This is a genomic window from Salegentibacter lacus, assembly GCF_020164555.1.
Classification (GTDB): domain Bacteria; phylum Bacteroidota; class Bacteroidia; order Flavobacteriales; family Flavobacteriaceae; genus Salegentibacter; species Salegentibacter lacus.
Genome location: NZ_JAIQZB010000014.1, coordinates 1 through 19,807 on the forward strand (window position 1 = coordinate 1; position 19,807 = coordinate 19,807).

Here is a 19,807-nt window from a genome sequence, read left to right on the forward strand (position 1 = left end):
GAGTTGTTGCCAGTTACTGGAACCCCTCTATAATACCTTGAAGCAAAAAATACTGGAAGACGGGTACATCCAGGCCGACGAAAGTCCGATTAAGGTGCTGGATAGTGATAAAAAAGGCAGCACACATTTCTCAATATTTACTTCGGCAAGTGGGAATTTCATTAAATCAAATTTTGTCTTTCAAATTGGCTACAAGGTTACGGTTATGGACAAGTAGCGGGAATAGGGACACGAATTTATCGGCTTAACCTTTAGTTTCCTAGATTTCTAAATTACACTTTTTCGGCAAAACCCGCTATTTACTATAGGAACCGATGTTGTAGCCAGTACCATTAATCTGCAACTGTTAATAGGTCTGAAAACATTTCTGTGAATTCATATCTGTCATTTCCTTCTTCGCTGTACTTTTCCATTTCTCTAATCTGGTCAACTGTCATTCTAGTCCAAAAGGTTTCTAAAATTATCGACTTTTTAGTTGAAGTTTCATTTGCTATTAAAACTTTGGCATCGCAAGTGTCCGTTATGGATAAGTTATTACCTTCTCGAAGGCTTAAACAATCTTTATGAATATAATTTTCAGGTTCTCTTTTTCGAGTAACGTAAGCTTTAATTCCATCCTGTCTTAACTCTTCTATTTGTTCAATATTTTTTTGTTCTTCAGGAGTTCCTTTGTCTGAATCTAGTAATACACAATATGGAATTTCAAATTGTTCTGCTAATTGTAATGTGCGCCAATGTTTTAAGTTGCCACAGCCACCAATTGGTACTAAAGCTATTTTTTTATCATCAAAAGTCACTAGTGTCCGGTTAAGGAGTATGTGAATCATTGGGAAGTATTACTATATAAAGGATAAACGTTCATTGAAATATTTTTCGATTTGAAATTGAATTAGGGAAAATGATTGGAGCTTTGCCGGATGAATAAAGGCAGGACAATTTTATCACAGGTTTTGGATTTTATATCCAAATATGAGTTTGACAAATGTGTAGCGAAGTATAATGGCAATTATAGGGTCAGGAGTTTTACTTGCTGGGAACAATTTATCGTGATGATGTTTGCCCAGTTCACCTATCGTGAAAGCTTACGAGATATAGAGTCGTGTTTGGCTGCAATCTCTGGTAAACTCTATCACAGCGGAGTGAAAAGTAAAGTGAAGCGATCCACCTTATCAGATGCCAATGAAAAACGGGATTGGCGTATTTATGCTGAAATTGCACAGCTCCTGATAGGAGAAGCCCGGGAACTTTATAAGGAAGACCATAATTTTTCTGTAAACATCGATGAAATTGCCTATGCCTTGGACAGTAGTACCATTGATTTGTGTTTATCCCTGTTTCCATGGGCCAAATTCCGAAAAAATAAGGCAGCTGTTAAAATGCATACCCAATTGGATTTAAGAGGCAATATTCCCACTTTTATTGAGATTACGGATGGTAAAGTGCACGATGTAAATATTCTGGATGCTTTGACCTTAGAGCCAGGTGCTTTTTATATTATGGACAGGGCTTATCTTGACTTTGAGCGGCTTTACCATTTAAATGAATGTTTGAGTTTTTTTGTGATTCGGGAAAAACGCAATTTTAATTACAGAAGGGTTTATTCTAACAAGGTGGATAAAACCTTGGGGTTTAAGTGTGATCAGATCATAAAGCTCACGGGGTTTTATAGCAAGCAGAAATATCCAGAAAAACTCCGGAGGATCAAATATTTTGATAAAGAGACAGGGAAAACTTTAGTTTTTTTAACTAATAATTTCACCTACCAAGCAACGATTATTGCTGAGCTATATAAAGAAAGATGGAAAATCGAATTATTTTTCAAATGGATTAAGCAACATCTGAGAATCAAGAGTTTTTTTGGAACAAGCTTGAATGCGGTTTATACCCAAATATGGATAGCAGTAAGTGCCTATCTGATAATTGCAATTATGAAGAAAAGACTGAAAATAGAGCTTGAACTTTACACTATTTTACAAATTTTGAGTATTAGCCTCTTTGAGAAAGTAACTGTAAATCAATTACTTAACAATAAAGAATACAGAAACAATATTAATGACGATTATAACCAACTAGAAATGTTTGATTTATAACCGGACACTAGTGATCAAAAGTATGATCTATATGACCTGCAGTTTTTAATTCCAACGCAGTATGTTTCACGAATGAAACATCACTTTTTCCTTCTAAAAGAAGCATTGCAGACGCATTTTTATCTACAGGGTTTGGCAAAACTCCTAGTGTAACAGCAATTTTTTCAAATACTTCATCTGTTCCTAGTTCAATTTTTCTGTTGTTACCGTCTTTTTCAATAAACCTTAAACTATCTAATGGAAGTAGCCCTGCTAATACTGGTGTATGTGTTGTCAAAATAATCTGAGAATTACCAGTATTTGATAAATCCATAAATGCTTGAATCAACATTTCTTGATGATCCGGATGTTGAGAGGTCTCTGGTTCTTCAAAGGCGAAAATTATTTGACTTCCATCGTTTTGTTCTCTTAATCTTTCTGCTTCTGCTCTGAAAAAATTTAATAGAATTAGTCTTCTTACGCCACTGCCTCTTTTGTTTATCGGAATGTCGTCTTCTGATTTAATTGTTAATTTAAATTGACTATCAAATTTAGGTTCGGTTTTAAATTCAGGATTTAATTCGTCAGCTAAATCTGGTGACATCTCTTTTAACTTTTTCAATGTTCTTTTTGCCGTATTTATAGCTTTATTCCTGACTTGTTCTTTAATATGTTCAATCTCATCATCCAATTCAGATAACGCCTGTCGAACTGCTATTTTCATCGGGTCTGTTACTTCCTTGTCATCATCTTTACTTTGTCTGTCAGATTGAAATAAAGCATAAATCGGAAGATAATTTTTTAAAGTATCATAGACTTTTTTGGTGTCTTCTTTATCTACTAAAAGTTCCGTCTCCTGAATTTCTAAATCTTGGAATGATTCCCAGATTGCTTTTCTTATTGATGAATTTATACTTGCGTTGTAATTATCCTTACCAATCTCAAGGGATTCCGCTCTTTTTTTTAGTTCAGTTCTTTTTAGAGCTAATAAATCACCTGCATTCTCTGCAGAAGGGTGATTGCATACAATAAAAACTTTCTCTTTAGGTTTTGCAGCAGTTGCAGTAAATACCTTTTTAATTTCTAATTTTCCACCAGAATTTAAAAGTTTTTCAGCTTCTAATGAAGTAGGATTGGCAGCGTCAATAATTATTTCATCTGGAAAATCTGAAAATGTACAAGAGATCTCAATATTTTTATCAGCAGCATTTATATTCAAATCTTCTTTCTCGCAATTCACTAATGAGTTATTAAAGAAGATTTCAAGAGCTTCTAAAATAGTTGATTTCCCTGCATCATTTTTCCCTATGAATGAAGTTAAATTTGATATTGGTATTTCAGTATCATCTTTGTACCCTCTAAAATTTTTGATTTTTACTTTTTCTAATTTCATTGGTTAGGTTTCTTATGGTATTGGCTACAACTCGTTATATCCCGCTTAAAATACCCATTTAATAAGAAGAATACCGGGATAAACTCAATTTTATAAAACTAACCATATTTACTCAAAGGAAATTACGGAAAACCGTAAGTGGGAAGAAAAATATAATAGCATATCCAAGAATATTAGGCGGGTTATTTTTTTAGATTTGAGGATCTTGGCAAACTAGTCTAAATCTGATTGACCATTTGAGCGACTTAAGAATGAAGCATTACATAGAATGTATCTCTATAATTCTTTCTTCTAATTGTTTGCTTTTGCTCCCATTCTTATTTTGTTTTGGGATTTTTTGATATTTAATCTCAATAATATCTTCTTTTGGAATGAACTTTGGCAAAAGTTCACATAAGGATTTCAGCTTTAATGCTTTTGCGATTAAAGCTAAATGTCTAATACTGTATTTGTCGGGTTGTCCTAAAGCCTCAACTTTTCCTACAAAGCTTTTACTTAAATTCATAAGCTCACTTAACTGGCGTTGAGAAATGTCATTTTTCTCCCGTAATCTTCGAACTCGATTTATAATTTCGTAGTCAAGTCTGGATATTTTAACTGAAAAATTTTCCATAATTATGCTCCGATTATTTGGAGCGTTTGTTTTTTGTTATTATCTTTGTTTCAGTTATATAAGCGACAATTAGAAGAAAGAGTTTTTAGCTCTCTCTTAATACGATGTCACTCATGAACGAAAACCGTCAATTTTCCCTATGAGTAGACCGTGAGCTCGCTGTCTATTGGAATTTATATCTTTGCGATATAAACCAATGGGCGGGTCTCATGTTAGTCTTTGGGGAACCAAGTTTCGGCTTGGCGGTTCTTGACGGTACCACGTTAAAGCATTGAGGCTCGCTTTATTGGTTTTTAATCATTAAAGCACTTCACTGGCTTCCTGAGTATACATCGTTTACATAATAAAAGTCAATATTATGAAAACGAGTAAAGCAAATCTATCAAAGCACCTCTGTTGCAAATCATTAGTCGCAGGCATCACCCATTGTGATCCCGAACAGGTACAATCACATCCCCTTCAATCTATCTTAAAGAACATAATATGTGCGCCAGAATAATGTGGGCGTAACCGGTAGTAAAAAGCCCTGCCTTTTGCCCGGTTATACCGGCCCGCTATCCAAGAGTTAACAAAATAGGGTAGCGATAGGGATTTAGGCCACTACAATAATATAGTTATTCGCACTGCTATAAATGTAGTAGGTTTTTTCTCTTCGTGCAAATACGAATTCTTATTTCATAGGTAAGCGGAGCCGGTTTTTTGCTCTTACATTTTAATAGGCCAAAGTGGTCGGCAGTAGCTATTACTGTATTCAATAATTCTTGATTGCGGGATCAAGGAATTCTTATAAATAATCCCGTGGGTTGCTGTTTTTTGATGCCCTATAATTTCTAACAGCTTTGGGCGGGGCCTCTTTGGGGCACTGGGAATATAGATTTGGGTTAATAGGTGCTAACGCATAGGGGCGTTAGGTTTTTAAAAAAGAAATTGCTATTGAAGAAAAATTTGAATTAGCCTTTATAAAGGTTATAAGCTAAAAAGCCTTCCCTTACTAAAGATTGGCGTCTGAGTGGGGAAGGCCTAAGCTTAAATAAAACAATGTTTCATTTAAATACCACACGAAATTATGAAAAATAATTATTCGCGCCTTAAATGGGTGGCACTAATTATTCTGGGCGGGATACTCTTCTTCCTGTCCAAAGCTGCACAAGCAGCAACCACTACCCTTCCCTTGCAAGAGCAAGAAGTCTCGGGTTTAGTAGAAGATAAAAACGGCCTTCCTATTCCAGGCGTGACCGTAAAGGTTAAAAATACCAATAGAGGAACAGTAACTAACCTGGATGGCGAGTATAACATCACTGCTCCTGCCAAAGGCATTTTGGTTTTTTCCTATATAGGTTTCAGAACTGTAGAAATCGCGGTAGAAAATAATGCAGAGATAAATGTTCAATTAGAAGAAGATGTTGCCTCACTTGGCGAAGTAAAAATTAATGCTGGTTATTATACCACTACTGAAAGGGAACAAACAGGGAATATTTCTAAAGTTACTGCAGAGGAAATAGAACTGCAACCGGTGGTGAGCCCAATACAAGCCTTACAAGGGAGAATGGCCGGGGTAGAAATAACTCCGGGAGGCAGTAATCCCGGCACCGCTTCAACTATCCGAATAAGGGGCACAAACAGCCTTCGTGAAGAAGGAAACTACCCTTTATATATTATTGACGGGGTTCCAATAAATTCTACACCGGTAGAAACCAATTCAATTATAGGAACGGCTGGTATCGACCCACTCAATAACTTAAATGTTTCTAACATAGAGAGTATTGAAGTTTTAAAGGATGCCGATGCTACTGCTATATACGGGTCGCGTGGAGCTAACGGAGTTGTTTTGATTACCACTAAAACCGGGAAACAACGTGGAACAGGTCTCGAAGCCAGGTTTTATACCGGCGTAGCCACAGTTCCCAATCGGCTGGACCTATTAAATACCGAAGAATATCTGGAAGTAAGAAGAGCAGCTTTTGAAAACGACGGGGTTGAACCTACAGCACAAAATGCTTATGATTTGGTAACGTGGGATCAGGATCGCTACACCGACTGGCAAGACTTCTTTTATGGTGGAACTGCTGAAACCACCAATGCCAATATTTCCTTTTCAGGAGGGAGCGATAAAACTTTCTTTAGATTAGGTGGCTCTTATTTTTCTCAGGGCACGGTCTATCCAGGAGATAATACTTACAATAAAATAACTGGTAATTTTAACCTTGACCATTCATCTGAAGATGAAAAACTAAAACTCAATTTTTCTGCGAATTACGGGGTGGATATAAATGATCTTTTCTGGAGCAATAGTATAAGTTCGTCAACAGTTTTATTGCCTCCAAATGCACCTGATCTTTTTACTGAAGATGGTAGTTTAAATTGGGAAGAATGGGCAGTAGCAGATTTAGAAAACCCTCTGGCCGGTTACTATAATCGCGGCAGAACGGAAACCAACAATTTATTGTCAAACCTTGGTTTATCCTACCAAATTCTAAATAACCTACAGGTACGATTAAATGCCGGTTATACATATTATGAAAGTCAGGAATTAATGAAACGCCCAGGCAGGTCGTATAATCCTTCGGCAGGAGAACCTAACAATTCTTTTCATTTAAATTCCCATAGAAAATCCTGGATTCTTGAACCTCAGTTGATCTTTAATGACAATTTCGGTGATGTCAATTTAGATGCTATAATAGGTGGAACCTTTCAGGAAAATACGAATAGCCAGGTTAGATACCAGGGATCCGGTTATGTAACGGAATCACTTATTGGCAATTTAGATGCAGCTGAACGGGTAATTAATGCTTCAAGCCAAACAAACCAGTACAGATATGCTGCAGTCTTTGCCCGGATAGGAACAAACTGGAAGAGGAAAATATTTATAAATTTCACAGGGCGACGTGACGGCTCTTCGCGCTTCGGTCCGGAAAATCGTTTTGCGAATTTCGGAGCAATAGGTGCAGCCTGGATTTTTACAGAGGAAGAGCTAATTAAAAATGCGCTATCATTTCTGTCATTTGGAAAATTAAGGGGTAGTTATGGTAGTACTGGAAATGATCAAATTGGTGATTACGGTTACCTGGATTCATACGAGGCAACCCCTGGCCCTGGAGGATTATACCCCGTTTCCCTGGCTAACCCCTCATTTTCATGGGAAGTTAACAAAAAGTTGGAAGCCGCACTGGAATTAGGTATTTTCAAAGACAAACTGAATCTTGGGATAAGCTGGTACCGCAACCGTTCTTCAAACCAATTGGTAGGATATCCCTTGCCCGCTATTACGGGGTTCAATACCGTTCAGGCAAATCTTCCTGCCACGGTAGAAAATAGCGGTTGGGAAGTGGAAATATCTTCTTTGAATTTTAACTCAGATGATTTTCGCTGGCAGACTTCATTGAATTTTAGTATCCCGAAAAACAGCTTAGTAAGTTATCCGGAAATTGAACAGTCTTCGTATGCAAATACTTATCGAATTGGTCATCCTGTAAACATATCACTTTTATATAGATATGAAGGAATTGATCCAGAAACGGGATTATATCAAATTGCGGATATTAATGGTGATGGAAGTTTTGATTATGAAGACCGGGTGGTAATCCAGGATTTAACCAGAGAATATTACGGCGGAATAAATAACAACCTCAGTTTTAAAAATTTTAGCCTCCAGTTCTTATTACAGTATGTAAAACATGAAGGTATGGTTTCCTTTTTTAATGCCGGTAGACCTACCAATCAACGGGATGTGGTTTTAGACGCTTTAAATTCAAACGAAGATTACCAAAGAATATCTCAGTTACCAGCCACCAATCAAGCTTATAACAATGCTATAAATTCAAATTTAGCTATCCAGGATGCTTCCTTCTTACGGTTAAAAACATTTTCGCTAGGATATAATTTACCAGGAAGTCTTCTGCAATCATTTGGATTAAGGGACGGAAAAATTTTTCTTACGGGGCAGAACTTGTTTACAATCTCTCCTTACGAAGGTTTAGATCCTGAACTATCATATTCCAGCACTTCATTTGGAAACCTTCGGACAGTAACTGCCGGTCTTCAATTTAACTTTTAATCAAAAATTATGTTCATTAAAAAAAGAATAAAACAGATAATTGTAGTTTTTCTCGCTTCCATTTTAATTGCCTGCGAAGATTTTGTGGAGGTTGATGCCCCCGATTATAAAATAATAAGAGATGATGTTTTTAGTAGTGAAGAAACAGCTAAAAGCGCTATGACAGGAATCTATAACGAGTTATTCCGATCCTCTTTTAGTAATGGGACACAGTATAGCGTAACAGTTTTAGGTGCCCTCTCAGGAAACCTCCTTAAAAACATCAGGGAAACGAACCTCACCCGAATGGAATTCCAACAGCATGAAATCACTCCTGAGAATACCTCAAACCTATTTCTTTGGACCAGTGCCTATAATATGATTTATATGACGAATGCTTTTTTGGAAGGGTTACAATCTTCGGAAAAAATAAGTTCAGAAGTTAAAAATCAGTTACAGGGGGAGGCTAAATTCGTGAGGGCCTTTACGTATTTCTATTTAGTTAATCTTTACGGGGATGTTCCACTTGTACTCACCACTGACTACGAGCAAAATGAACTTGCTTCTCGAACTTATTCCGAGGAAATTTATACGCAAATCATACTGGATTTAGAGGATGCAATTGAAGTTTTAACGAGCGAAAACCAGGATATACGGACCAAAGTTAATAGGTATACGGCTATGGCTTTGCTGGCCAGGGTTCATCTTTATAACCAGCAGTGGCAAAAGGCTGAAGAGTTGAGCAGTCAAGTTATTTCGAATAACTCCTATATTTTATTAGAAGAGTTGAATGATGTTTTTCTAGCTAACAGCCAGGAAGCTATATGGCAGATATCACCTGTAGGAAGCGGAGCGGCAACAACACATACCAATGAAGGTAATTTTTTTATCATAGATCCTGTTTTCTCATTCCTGGCAAGTGTAAAATTAGATGAAAATTTTATCGAAAATTTCAGTGAGGAGGATCTTCGATTGTCAACCTGGATCAGCTATAATGAAAGCCTTAACGCTTACTTCCCTTTTAAATATAAAATATGGAATAGTAATGAGCAGCCAAGTACGGAGTATTCCATGGTGCTACGATTAGCCGAACAGTTTTTAATAAGGGCTGAGGCCAGACTTATGCAAGACAATTTTACCGGTGCAATAGAAGATATTAATACAATTCGAAATAGAGCAGGTCTGGCACCACTTTCCAATACGGATAATCTCGAAACTGAAGTACTCCTTGATGAATTAATGGAGCAACGTAGCAAAGAAATATTTACCGAATGGGGCCATAGATGGTTAGATCTTAAGAGAACAGGCAGGTATGAACATATTTGGGAGAATAATCCATTATGGGAAGAAACCGACCTGCGCTATCCTATCCCAGCAGATGAAAGAATAAAGAACCCTAACCTAACTCAAAACCCTGGATATTAACTTATGAAATCATTAAAAACATTAGTAGTCTGGAGCTTGATATTCTTATGGGTTTTACCAGTGTTAGCACAAACTGCCTACCGTAATTCTGAGGATAGTTTGACTCTGGATAAAAGCATAAGAACAGGTGTATTAGACAATGGCCTTACTTATTTTATAAAACCTCTGGAAAATTCTAATCAACAAATAACCATGAATTTTCTAGTAAAAGTAGGATCCCATGATGAGCAACAACATGAGTTAAATTTCGCTCATCATATTGAACATCTATCATTTAGACCGAGCGCTAATTTCCCTGATGGTCTTAAAAATAATTCTAAAATATTGAGCCAGTTTGGAATGAATATGTATGATATTTACGGAAGAACAGGCGCCGGGGTTACACGATATTTCTATAATGTTCCCTATGAAAATGAGAAGGCAATAAATACTGGTTTACTCTGGTTTAAAGACATTGCTTCAGGTCTGGACCTTACCAAAAAAAGTATAGATAGGGAAAGAGGTGTACTACTGCAGGAATATCGAGGTGGTGTGGCCAGTCGTGCTCAAACAACAGCGTACAATGATGTGCACAGCACACTCTTCTCTATAGTTAATAGCAAAAAATCTTTTTCTTCACATAATAGAAATTTTCCGCACCAGGATTTACAAAAATTTTATAATAAATGGTATCAACCGCAGCGAATGGCTGTGATAATTGCTGGGAATATAGAAAATACTGAACAACTAGAAGAAAACATTAAATCCATTTTCCAGGAATTAAAGTCCTCAGAAAATAAAGTAGAACCCAAAGGAAAGGAACAAAGTAATCCAAAGATTGAAAAGAATTTCACAAGCGTTGTGCGAAATTCAAATGGAAATTCTGCATATGAGTTTAAAGCTGTCAACATGTATCTTTTTTATAAGCATAAGGTCGACAAAAAAAAGGATGAAGGGTTGGGCAGACTACAAAGACAAATACAAGGAGAAATTGTTACGGATATACTTAAAACGAGGTTTAATGAAAATTCTAAGATAGACGATAGAACAACTATCTATAGTTCATATACCCCTGTTTGGAATATCCCACCAGATATGTTAACTATTACTATCAATACTGAATTGCAATATGAAAAAGTAGCGCTGGAAAATACTTTATATATTTTAAGACAATTTGTAGAATATGGAATTACAGAAGAAGAATTTGAAAATGCCAAAGATAATAGTTTAGAAACCCTAGAATCTTATAATACTTCGGAAAGCCCATATTGGGTAAAAGAAATAGAGAGGTATTTTGTAAACGACCAAACCCTGCCGTCTAATAAAAAGGAAATCATTATAAATTGGCTATCAAAACTTTCCAAAGAGGAAATAAATCGTCTAATAAAAGAAATAATAAAACCTTCACCGGATAAGATGGGCTTGATATTTCCTGAGGACAGCGAATCTCCTTTTTCCTCAAAAGAAAAGACCCAGGAAATAATTAAGAAAAAAGCTATGGAAAAAGTGTTTCCATATAAACCTAAATCTGAAATAAAAAGATTATTGAGCCAAAACCAAATGGATTCACTGCCAAATGGTAAAAAATTGAAAGCCGAACCAGGCAAATTAGATACTGAAATTTATTCACTAAAGAATGGGGCAAAACTCATCCTAAAACCAATGAAAAGCAAAAATTCCAACACTTTAACTATCCGGGGATTTTCACCATTTGGGGCTTCTTGTTTTCCGAAAGAAGAATACAACAGTACAATGTTTGCTACATCAATTATTAAAAGTTCAGGAGTCGGATCTTATGAAAAGAAGGATTTAAAAAAATTTTATGAAAACACGCAATCAATAAAATTGGGTTTTGATCCTTATATCTTCAGTAATGAAAGTGGTTTTGAATCTGAAGTATCTATTAAAGAACTAAATAAATTTCTTCAGCTTTTATATTTATATTTTACAAAACCCCGTAAAGACCAGGCAGCTTTTGAAAACTGGAAAAAAGGATATTTACAGGATGCTAGATATATTATAAACCCCTCAAAGGACCTTATTGATGCTTTGAAGAAAGTAACGAGAGACTCCACAAGGCTTCCCATAGCCTCAGATTTGGTAAAAGCATCTCAAAGGGTAAATCTTAATGTAGCACATAGAAATTATCAAGAACTATTTGGGAATATAGGGAACTTCACTTTTATTGTTACAGGTGATTTTGATAGTGATGCAGTGCTCACCGCTTTTCAGAAATATGTAGGAAATATTCCCTCCAATTCAAAAACAATTTGTACTGATAAAAACAAAGCAATTGAGATACCTGATGGTCCCAAATATTATGAGCTAAGCGCCTCAGACCTTTATGAAACAGAAAATTCATTTTATGGAATAAGATTTGTTCATAATCCTCCAGACAAAAAAGTTTGGAAAGAAGAACTAAAGATTAGGGTACTAGGCCAAATGCTTAATAGTTTAATATATGACTTAAGGGATAAAGAGGAACTTTCATTATATACAATTAGTGCTGGCGCCTATTTTGATAGAAGGACACAGCGATTTGAAGTACAGTTCCGTTTCAGCTGCCTACCTGAACAATTACCTATCATAAGAGATAAAACAAATAATATAATTGAAAAATTAAAAAAGGGTAATGTGCCGGAGAAAGTTTTTAAAAATCAAAAAAACAGAATAAGATCCATTTACACACCCCAGGCACTAAATCAGCCTTCTTATATTGCGAAAAAGTTGTATCGATATTACAGATTTGAGGAACCTCCGATAGCATCATCAACTATAGAAAATTATCTCAAAGACCTAACTTTTAAGGAAATCATTCAAACAGCTAAAACATATTTAAAACCAGAATACATGCACGAGGTAAAAATGGAATAATTCTATTTTAAATAATTACCCCATAGTAGCTACTCTACTATGGGGTAATATTACAAATCTACTTTATAATCCTAAAGATTAATTACGGTAGGCGCTTGACCCGGAGGGCTTAATTTTACTGTACTAAGATCCATTTCATCATAGACATCATAGACAGGTCCCGCTGCACCAATCTGAACTCGACAGTTTTCCTCGGTTCCCTGGCACTCCTGCTCAGGTATCGACTGCCAATTATCATTACCCAGATAGATAAAATCAGCAGTTTGTACTTCTGGCTTTGGCTCAGAATTAACGCTTGCAAAGGTCAATCCTATGGCAAATATTATTGCCAACATCGGTAAAATCATTTTTAAATATTTCATAATATAAAGTTTTAATATATACCTACTCTTTGAAGGATTTTCGGCTTCTCCTACTTTCTGCGCAAAAAGATTTAAAACGTTTCTTTTATGGTGTAAAATTTCAGTGCAATACTGAAAATTGAAAGTAGTATAAGCTTAAGGCTACTATCATTTACAATAGTAAATTTCATCAAATAACCTCAAAGAAAATGGTTGCTAAAGCCGTAAAACTGTTCTGCTATTGAATGGTCCAGGCATTTTCCATTCTATACTGCGAAGGGGTCTGACCATATTGAAGCCGAAAATTTTTAGAAAAATGCGAATGATCCTTAAAACCGCACTTCTGCATAATTATGGAAATAGGTAATTCCGTACTTCGAATTAAAAGGGCACCTTTTTCGAGTCTTTTTTTCATATGGAACCGGGGTATCGTAGTCCCATACATTTTCTTGAATTCTTCTTTGAGCTTGGTTTTATTCGTACGGTGAATAAGTCCTAATTCCTTAAGGGAGGGCAGTTCCGTATGTAGATTCCGGAGAATATAGAGACGCACTTGTTTTAACAGTATTTTTGTTGCGGCACTTTCTTTCTTTCCTGATCCTGAAGACCGGGCGGTCTTACTATCTTTCTCGTCCTCATCATCTTTATTTTCGAAACGAAAAGCAGTAATCACATAAGAACAGTCTGAATTAATGCCCGTCATCTTTTGGATAGTACTGGGAGTTCTATATAGGCTTTTATTTTCAGTAATAAAGTCTAAAGAAATTAATCGCTGATAGGGTTTTTCACCATTTGATTCAAGTTCCTCTTTTAAAACATTCACAGAATTATTGGAAAGAATTTCTGAAACTGGCCTATCAATTTTTTTTTCATCCCATTTCAGGATCTTGGGAGTTTCAAAAGTATAGGAAGTTATATGATAATTTTTATCCAGGAATATTGAAAAATGAAATTCCGGATGTTCTCCACGTTGCTGGGGTTTAAAACAGGAATTATAAATTTCCTCGGACATCATATTGAGTAATACTGCAACAGTATCTAATGGATCTCTACGACCGGATGGCTCCTGGCGAAACATAAAATTACCACAGGCAATTTCGATGATTTGCTGATACAGAGAATTGAATCTCATTTTCTCCTCATTGCTAATTTCTTTTTTCATAATTATTGTTTTATTGAAGGGTTACTTTTTATAGTCTTGCAAGAACGAAAGCGCTTCTTCCTTATTAGTAAATACCCGGGTAGGATAAGCCGGGCTGTTTGTTTTTATAAATAATTGAGTGATTACCATGGCGTGCTCATCTTCTACAAGCAGGGCTAGTGCGGTGGTCATATATGCACCTTCAATGGCTAAATAATCCCTGGCTTGTTTCTGTGCAATGGTGACGGCCCTTAGATCACAAAATATAGGATATGAATTTTCATTCTGCAGCTGTAACCGCTGGCTTACGATCTGTTTGGCCATACTCCTATTGATCTCATAAATTTCTTTATAGACAAAGTAGAGGATCCCATTGGAAATCCACATTTTTGCATAAGTACCATCCACAACCATCCCGTAATAATTTGGATATCACTAATATAGAATAAAATTTCAATACGTCTTACCAGAACATCTTCCTTGATTTTATATACTATGTTATAAAGTTATTCTCATAGGATTTAATGGTATTTGAACGAAAAGCCGTATAACTGTTCTGAAAAGACCTTTTATTATAATGGTCAGAATTACAATAGATATTTATCATAGCTTGAAAAGGAAATTTTCATATCAAAGTTATGGCTAAGATTAAACACAATAATTTCCTGGATACGGTTGATGAAGTAGTCACTAATGCAACCAATGCGGGGATAATCCACCTCCATGCAGAAGGCAAGGAATTAAACGGACGGCGTATCACCATTAACGGCAAACCTTCCTATCACTTCGGTACTACGGGTTACCTGGGCCTTGAACAAGATAAAAGGTTAAAAATGGCAGCAATAAATGCTATTGAAAAATACGGAACCCAGTTTCCGTTATCCAAAACATACATTTCACATCCGCTTTATGCGCCGTTGGAAGAAAAAATTTTCCAAATGTACCAGCACCCCATACTCATCACTAAAAATAGTACACTTGGCCATTTAGCAGTAATTCCCACTGCTGTAAGAGCTGGTGATGCGGTAATCCTGGATCACCAGGTGCATTGGAGTGTACAAAGTGCCACGGAGGTTTTAAAATCAAAAGGGGTAACAGTAAGAATGATCAGACATAGCAATATGGAAATGCTGGAACACTATATCAAAGACTTAAGAAATAAAGCTAATAAAATTTGGTATATGGCGGACGGGGTTTATTCTATGTACGGGGATTTTGCCCCGTTACATGACCTGATGGAGTTATCCAAAAAGTATGCGCAATTACATCTTTACATTGATGATGTCCATGGAATGAGCTGGAAAGGAAAAAACGGTTCTGGCTATGTGATGTCCGTATTGAAAGATCTTCCACAAAATATACTATTGTTTGGTACTCTGAGTAAAACTTTTGGAGCTAGTGGCGCCATTCTGGTTTGCCCTGATAAGAAATTACATAAAAAGATAAAGAATTTCGGAGGACCATTAACATTTTCAGCCCAACTAGAGCCTGCTTCAGTTGCTGCTGCAACTGCTTCAGCCGATATTCATTTATCCCCGGAGATCTATGATTTACAATCAGATTTGGAGCGAAAAATAAATTACTTCAATCATTTACTGGAGTTATCAGATTTGCCGCTGGTACACAAAAATGCTTCCCCGGTATTTTACATTGGTACGGGGCTACCGGCCACAGGGTATAATTTTGTAAGCAAAATGATGAATGCCGGATTTTTTGTAAACCTTGGGTTATTCCCGGCCGTTCCGGTTAAGAATACCGGGGTTAGAATAACGATTTCCAGGCATAATGAATTGAAGGATATCCAGGCATTGGTAGATGCTATGAGTTATTACTTTCCCCTGGCTATGGAGGAAACTCATACTGATTTAACCAGGATTTATAAATCATTTGGAATTCAGGAAACTGAAAAAAATAATACTATAGGAACACAAATTGAGGAACTAAATCTGGAATCTACGGAAACAATTCAGCAGATAAATAAAGCTGAGTGGGACACCTGTTTTTCCGGAAAGGGTACATTTGACTGGGATGGCCTTAATTTTTTGGAGAAAGTCTTTACCAGTAATAATTTAAAGGAGCATAATTGGGGATTCCATTACATTACGATAAAGGATAAAAAAGGTAAAATTGTTTTGGCAGCATCTCTTACCAGTGCGCTTTTAAAAAATGATATGCTTTCTGATGCTAATACCTCAAGAGTCATCGAAGAAATGCGTGAAGAGGATCCCTATTATATGACCGATATGGTTCTATCCTTAGGCTCGGTTTTTTCAGAGGGAGCTCATTTGTTTTTAGACGATGAACATCCTTTACATATTCGCTCGATGCGGTTATTTCTAAAGAAACTTGATGAAATAAAGACTAAGGTGGGGGCTAAACTTATCATTTTAAGGGATTTTGAAAAAACAAATACGTTGAACACTTTCTTTCACGAGCAAGGATTCATATCCATAGATATGCCCGACTCCTGTGAAATTGCCAATTTCAACTGGCGAAATGAAGAACAATATATTTCTACACTCAGCAAACGCTCCAGGAAACATTTCAACAAGGATATCAAGGCATTTGAGAATTATTTTCAAACCAGGATTGTAATCTCACCTACTCCCGAAGAAATTGACAAATTTTATACGTTGTTTGAAGAAGTTTGGAGTAACAATTTAGGAATTAACATTTTTAAATTTCCTAAAAAGCTGTTTTCTGAAATGGTTAAAAGTCCGAAGTGGGATTTTCTAACATTATATCTTAAAGCAGATAGTCCTAACGCATCGGATAAGATCGTAGGCGTGATGTTTATAACGCGATCCGGAAAAACTTTTATACCCGCTTTTGTAGGGATGGATTATGGATATAATGAAAAATTCAATATCTATCGCCAGCTATTATACCAGACAATAAAAACGGCCGGAACTTTAAAATTCGAAAAAATTAAATTTGGCTTTAGTGCCAGCTTTGAAAAAAAGAAATTGGGAGCCACTTTAATACCTAAAATAGCCTATGTTCAGGCGGATGACAACTTCAGTCTTGAAGCTTTAGATTGGCTACAAAAAGATTAACCCCCCTTTGAAGCATATTTTTTAATATTTACCCTTTTAAAAAGCCGTATTGAAAATAGCACAGCAGAGGCATTATTTGTTTTCATTAAATACAAATCTCATGTTCGAGAAAACAATGTCGATATTCAGCGAAAATGTTGAAAGCCTAATTCAGTCAGGTAAATCTGATTTGAAGAAAGCTGAAGATGGCATTAATTTATGTATTAAAATTCTTTCTAAATTACAAAAGCAAGTAGATAAGGATGATTTTGAAAATACTCAAGCAGAAATCGAGTTTTTTAAAAACATAAAACCTTTCCCTATGAGCTATCTTATTTATTTTACCGAAGTGAGGTCTTGTGAATTAAAGCTCCCGAAAGCCGGTAACTCTCATAAAGTTCGTTACTTGGAAAAGGAGATTAAAAAGATCAATAGATTTTTTTCTGAAAATAACAGTTTTGTCAACTATATGGAGCAAAACCACAATTACCTGGATCCGCAGTTTTTCAGTCGCAGTGGAAAGATGGATTTCTCCTTTAGCCCAACTATTAACTATTATCAAAATCCTGAATTTTCGACTAGCCACGATATGCTTTGGTCTAAGATCCAGGCTTTATACCGGTACATCCATTATATTCGAGAGAAATTAGAATTGATACAGCCCGGAAGCAGTGGGAATTTCCGGGAACGTCAACCAAATTTATTACGATGGTCCGGATCCAAAACTTCTTTAGTAGAAGTAATCTATAGTTTATACCTTAAAGGGGATATCAACCACGGAACTGCAGACCTTAAAACGCTTATCTCTGCCTTTGAAGACTTTTTTAATATTAAGCTCGATAATTATCATAAAACTTATAGTGAGATGAGAGCCAGAAAAGATCCAAGAGCCAAATACCTATACCAAATCGCTGGCAACCTGGAAGCAAAAATGCGCCAGGATGATGAAAAGTAAATTTTCGAAGTAAGTCGTAACTACGAAAATCAGCTCTCCATTAATTTTACATAGAATTCCTACTTCTTCCCTCCTACCTGGACCTCAAATTAAATCAATCCTCATCGTTTTCTATTAAACGTTAAACTTTTTCGTACTACGAAAGAAGTAGGGAATAAATACCCTGGAAGAGCACCAATTTTATAGAACAATTATTAAACCAGGTCAGGAACTACCAATTGCAATGTTCCGAGCCATAAAATTTGTTCTATTATGCCAACATCAATTATTACTACAGACGATCTTCAGGATTTCAAAATGGAGTTACTCGAAGACATTAAAAAACTGCTGAACCAGCAAAAATCAGGTAAAATAAAAAAGTACCTGAAATCTGCAGAGGTAATGGATTATTTACAAATAAGTCCGGGAACACTTCAGAATTTACGAATAAAGGGTACGCTACCCTACACCAAGATAGGCGGAATCATTTATTACGATGCCCAGGAAATCCAGAAGGTCATGGAAGAGAACCGTGTACATCATTTAGAATATTAAGCGATGAATTACATAAAACTTCTAAACGCCGCTTTTGAAAAATTCTATTTTGATGACCGTCTAAATCCAACGCATATCAGCTTGTATATGGCCTTATTCCAGGAATGGAATAGCAGCAGATTTGCATCGGATTTTTTTGTAAACCGCAGAGATTTAATGAATGCTTCAAAGATAGGTTCAAAATCTACCTATCACAGATGTATAACCGATCTGAATGCCTGGAGTTACCTGGAATACTTTCCTTCCAATAACCCATACAAAGGCAGTAAAATCAAGATGTCCATTATTGGGACAAGTGATGAACCTGAGGAAGCCCATTACGATCCCAAATTAGAACAACTTGCAGAACGCTACCATCCCATAAAGGAACAAGTAGTAGACCAGCAGCGTCCCGTCAGTGGACAAGTATTGGTATCTACTATAAACAATACTAAACCAATAAAACATAATAAACATCCAAACAGTTTGAAGGTGGTACTGGATTTTTTTAGTAATAAAAATTTTAATCCGGAATATGCAAAAGAGTTCTACGAGTACTATGAAGACAGGCAGTGGCAAACAAGCGATGGTTCTGAGGTGAGAGATTGGAGAGCTTTAGCAAAATATTGGGTCCATCAAAAAGCGCTTATGAAAGAAAAAAATAAGTTAGATAAAAAGCAAGCATCCTATTTCAGGGACAACCTGCGAACCACTAAAAATAAAGATTATGGACAATCCCTCTAAAATAACTGAAGGTGGCGTTGAGTATTCCCTGGGCAAATTTGATGGGACTTGTGTACATTACGACTTCTCTAAAATCTTGGTTTATCTCAATACAAAAGGAAAGCTGCTATTTGGTAAACACTTTAAAATTTATAAAAAAGATAAGGCTGTTTTATTAAAACTTACATCGTACTTCATACGGGATGAAGCTACTTGTAAAAAATTTGACATTGATATCAATAAAGGAATCTTACTTTCAGGACCGGTGGGCTGCGGTAAAACCTCTTTAATGAAATTATTAAGGCACCTGGTTCCAGCACAACGCCCTTATGAAATGATTCCTTGTCGAAATGTGACCTTTAGTTTTAATCATTTGGGATATAAAACTATCGAAGACTACGGTAATTCAAAATATTTCTGTTTTGACGACCTAGGTGTGGAACCATTCGGCAGGTTTTACGGTAAGGATTTAAATGTTATGGGCGAGGTACTGCTATCGAGGTATGAACTTTTTCTGGAAACAAATGGAAAACTCAAAACTCATGCAACCACTAATTTGAATGCTGAAGAATTGGAAGAACGTTACGGTAACCGTGTTCGCAGCCGGATGCGTGAATTGTTTAATTTGGTAGCTTTTGATCAAAATGCTTGGGATAAGAGGAAGTGAAATATTTTAAAGCTGAGATTCAAATATAAATTATTTCCAATTCATT

16 protein-coding genes are annotated in these 19,807 nt (G+C 36.1%); 10 read left to right on the forward strand and 6 right to left on the reverse strand.

Going from position 1 to position 19,807, the window contains the following annotated elements:
* A partial coding sequence (locus LB465_RS12210; protein WP_224470150.1) for an IS66 family transposase occupies positions 1 to 217 on the forward strand: 217 nt, incomplete at its 5' end.
* A 115-nt stretch (positions 218 to 332) separates the two neighbouring features.
* On the opposite strand, the gene LB465_RS12215 is transcribed toward LB465_RS12210, so the two are convergent.
* Complete coding sequence (locus LB465_RS12215) at positions 333 to 827, reverse strand: TOPRIM nucleotidyl transferase/hydrolase domain-containing protein (RefSeq protein ID WP_224470151.1); 495 nt, start codon at positions 825 to 827, stop codon at positions 333 to 335.
* A gap of 90 nt (positions 828 to 917) precedes the next feature.
* Here LB465_RS12215 and LB465_RS12220 point away from each other — a divergent pair, with 90 nt between their 5' ends.
* Positions 918 to 2,090 (forward strand): IS4 family transposase, encoded by a 1,173-nt coding sequence (locus LB465_RS12220; RefSeq protein WP_224470152.1) that lies wholly within the window; start codon positions 918 to 920, stop codon positions 2,088 to 2,090.
* A 7-nt stretch (positions 2,091 to 2,097) separates the two neighbouring features.
* On the opposite strand, the gene LB465_RS12225 is transcribed toward LB465_RS12220, so the two are convergent.
* Positions 2,098 to 3,462, reverse strand: coding sequence for an ATP-binding protein (locus LB465_RS12225; RefSeq protein WP_224470153.1), 1,365 nt, complete (start codon positions 3,460 to 3,462; stop codon positions 2,098 to 2,100).
* Positions 3,463 to 3,721: 259 nt separating this feature from the next.
* Positions 3,722 to 4,075 carry a helix-turn-helix domain-containing protein gene (locus tag LB465_RS12230; protein WP_224470154.1) on the reverse strand — a complete coding sequence of 118 codons (354 nt, stop codon included), beginning with the start codon at positions 4,073 to 4,075 and terminating at the stop codon, positions 3,722 to 3,724.
* A gap of 1,066 nt (positions 4,076 to 5,141) precedes the next feature.
* On the opposite strand from LB465_RS12230, the gene LB465_RS12235 reads away from it, so the two are divergent.
* The 3 genes from LB465_RS12235 to LB465_RS12245 are packed head-to-tail and all read left to right on the forward strand — an operon-like array spanning position 5,142 to position 12,386.
* A complete protein-coding gene (locus LB465_RS12235) occupies positions 5,142 to 8,129 on the forward strand; it encodes a SusC/RagA family TonB-linked outer membrane protein (RefSeq protein ID WP_224470155.1) in 2,988 nt (995 codons plus the stop codon).
* A 9-nt stretch (positions 8,130 to 8,138) separates the two neighbouring features.
* Positions 8,139 to 9,533 (forward strand): RagB/SusD family nutrient uptake outer membrane protein, encoded by a 1,395-nt coding sequence (locus LB465_RS12240; protein WP_224470156.1) that lies wholly within the window; start codon positions 8,139 to 8,141, stop codon positions 9,531 to 9,533.
* A gap of 3 nt (positions 9,534 to 9,536) precedes the next feature.
* Positions 9,537 to 12,386 carry a M16 family metallopeptidase gene (locus LB465_RS12245; protein WP_224470157.1) on the forward strand — a complete coding sequence of 950 codons (2,850 nt, stop codon included), beginning with the start codon at positions 9,537 to 9,539 and terminating at the stop codon, positions 12,384 to 12,386.
* 71 nt (positions 12,387 to 12,457) lie between these two features.
* On the opposite strand, the gene LB465_RS12250 is transcribed toward LB465_RS12245, so the two are convergent.
* From LB465_RS12250 to LB465_RS12260, 3 genes are all read right to left on the reverse strand, one after another.
* Positions 12,458 to 12,748: a DUF6520 family protein gene (locus LB465_RS12250; protein WP_224470158.1), complete on the reverse strand. Its 291-nt coding sequence runs from the start codon at positions 12,746 to 12,748 to the stop codon at positions 12,458 to 12,460.
* 217 nt (positions 12,749 to 12,965) lie between these two features.
* Positions 12,966 to 13,889 (reverse strand): helix-turn-helix domain-containing protein, encoded by a 924-nt coding sequence (locus tag LB465_RS12255; RefSeq protein ID WP_224470159.1) that lies wholly within the window; start codon positions 13,887 to 13,889, stop codon positions 12,966 to 12,968.
* Positions 13,890 to 13,910: 21 nt separating this feature from the next.
* Positions 13,911 to 14,282 carry a DUF7793 family protein gene (locus LB465_RS12260; protein ID WP_224470160.1) on the reverse strand — a complete coding sequence of 124 codons (372 nt, stop codon included), beginning with the start codon at positions 14,280 to 14,282 and terminating at the stop codon, positions 13,911 to 13,913.
* A 224-nt stretch (positions 14,283 to 14,506) separates the two neighbouring features.
* Here LB465_RS12260 and LB465_RS12265 point away from each other — a divergent pair, with 224 nt between their 5' ends.
* The 5 genes from LB465_RS12265 (at position 14,507) to LB465_RS12285 (ending at position 19,761) form a co-directional block, all read left to right on the forward strand.
* On the forward strand, positions 14,507 to 16,924 hold the full coding sequence (locus tag LB465_RS12265; RefSeq protein WP_224470161.1) for a bifunctional aminotransferase class I/II-fold pyridoxal phosphate-dependent enzyme/GNAT family N-acetyltransferase: 2,418 nt from the start codon (positions 14,507 to 14,509) through the stop codon (positions 16,922 to 16,924).
* Between the two features lie 100 nt (positions 16,925 to 17,024).
* The gene (locus LB465_RS12270) at positions 17,025 to 17,858 is read left to right on the forward strand and encodes an RteC domain-containing protein (protein ID WP_224470162.1); all 834 of its coding nucleotides are present in this window, start codon (positions 17,025 to 17,027) and stop codon (positions 17,856 to 17,858) included.
* Between the two features lie 252 nt (positions 17,859 to 18,110).
* Entirely contained in the window at positions 18,111 to 18,392 is a 282-nt protein-coding gene (locus tag LB465_RS12275) for a helix-turn-helix domain-containing protein (RefSeq protein WP_224470163.1), read from the forward strand.
* A gap of 3 nt (positions 18,393 to 18,395) precedes the next feature.
* Positions 18,396 to 19,115, forward strand: coding sequence for a hypothetical protein (locus LB465_RS12280; RefSeq protein ID WP_224470164.1), 720 nt, complete (start codon positions 18,396 to 18,398; stop codon positions 19,113 to 19,115).
* On the forward strand, positions 19,099 to 19,761 hold the full coding sequence (locus tag LB465_RS12285) for an ATPase (RefSeq protein WP_224470165.1): 663 nt from the start codon (positions 19,099 to 19,101) through the stop codon (positions 19,759 to 19,761). The genes LB465_RS12280 and LB465_RS12285 overlap by 17 nt, the downstream gene beginning before the upstream one ends.
* Positions 19,762 to 19,807 lie beyond the last annotated feature (46 nt).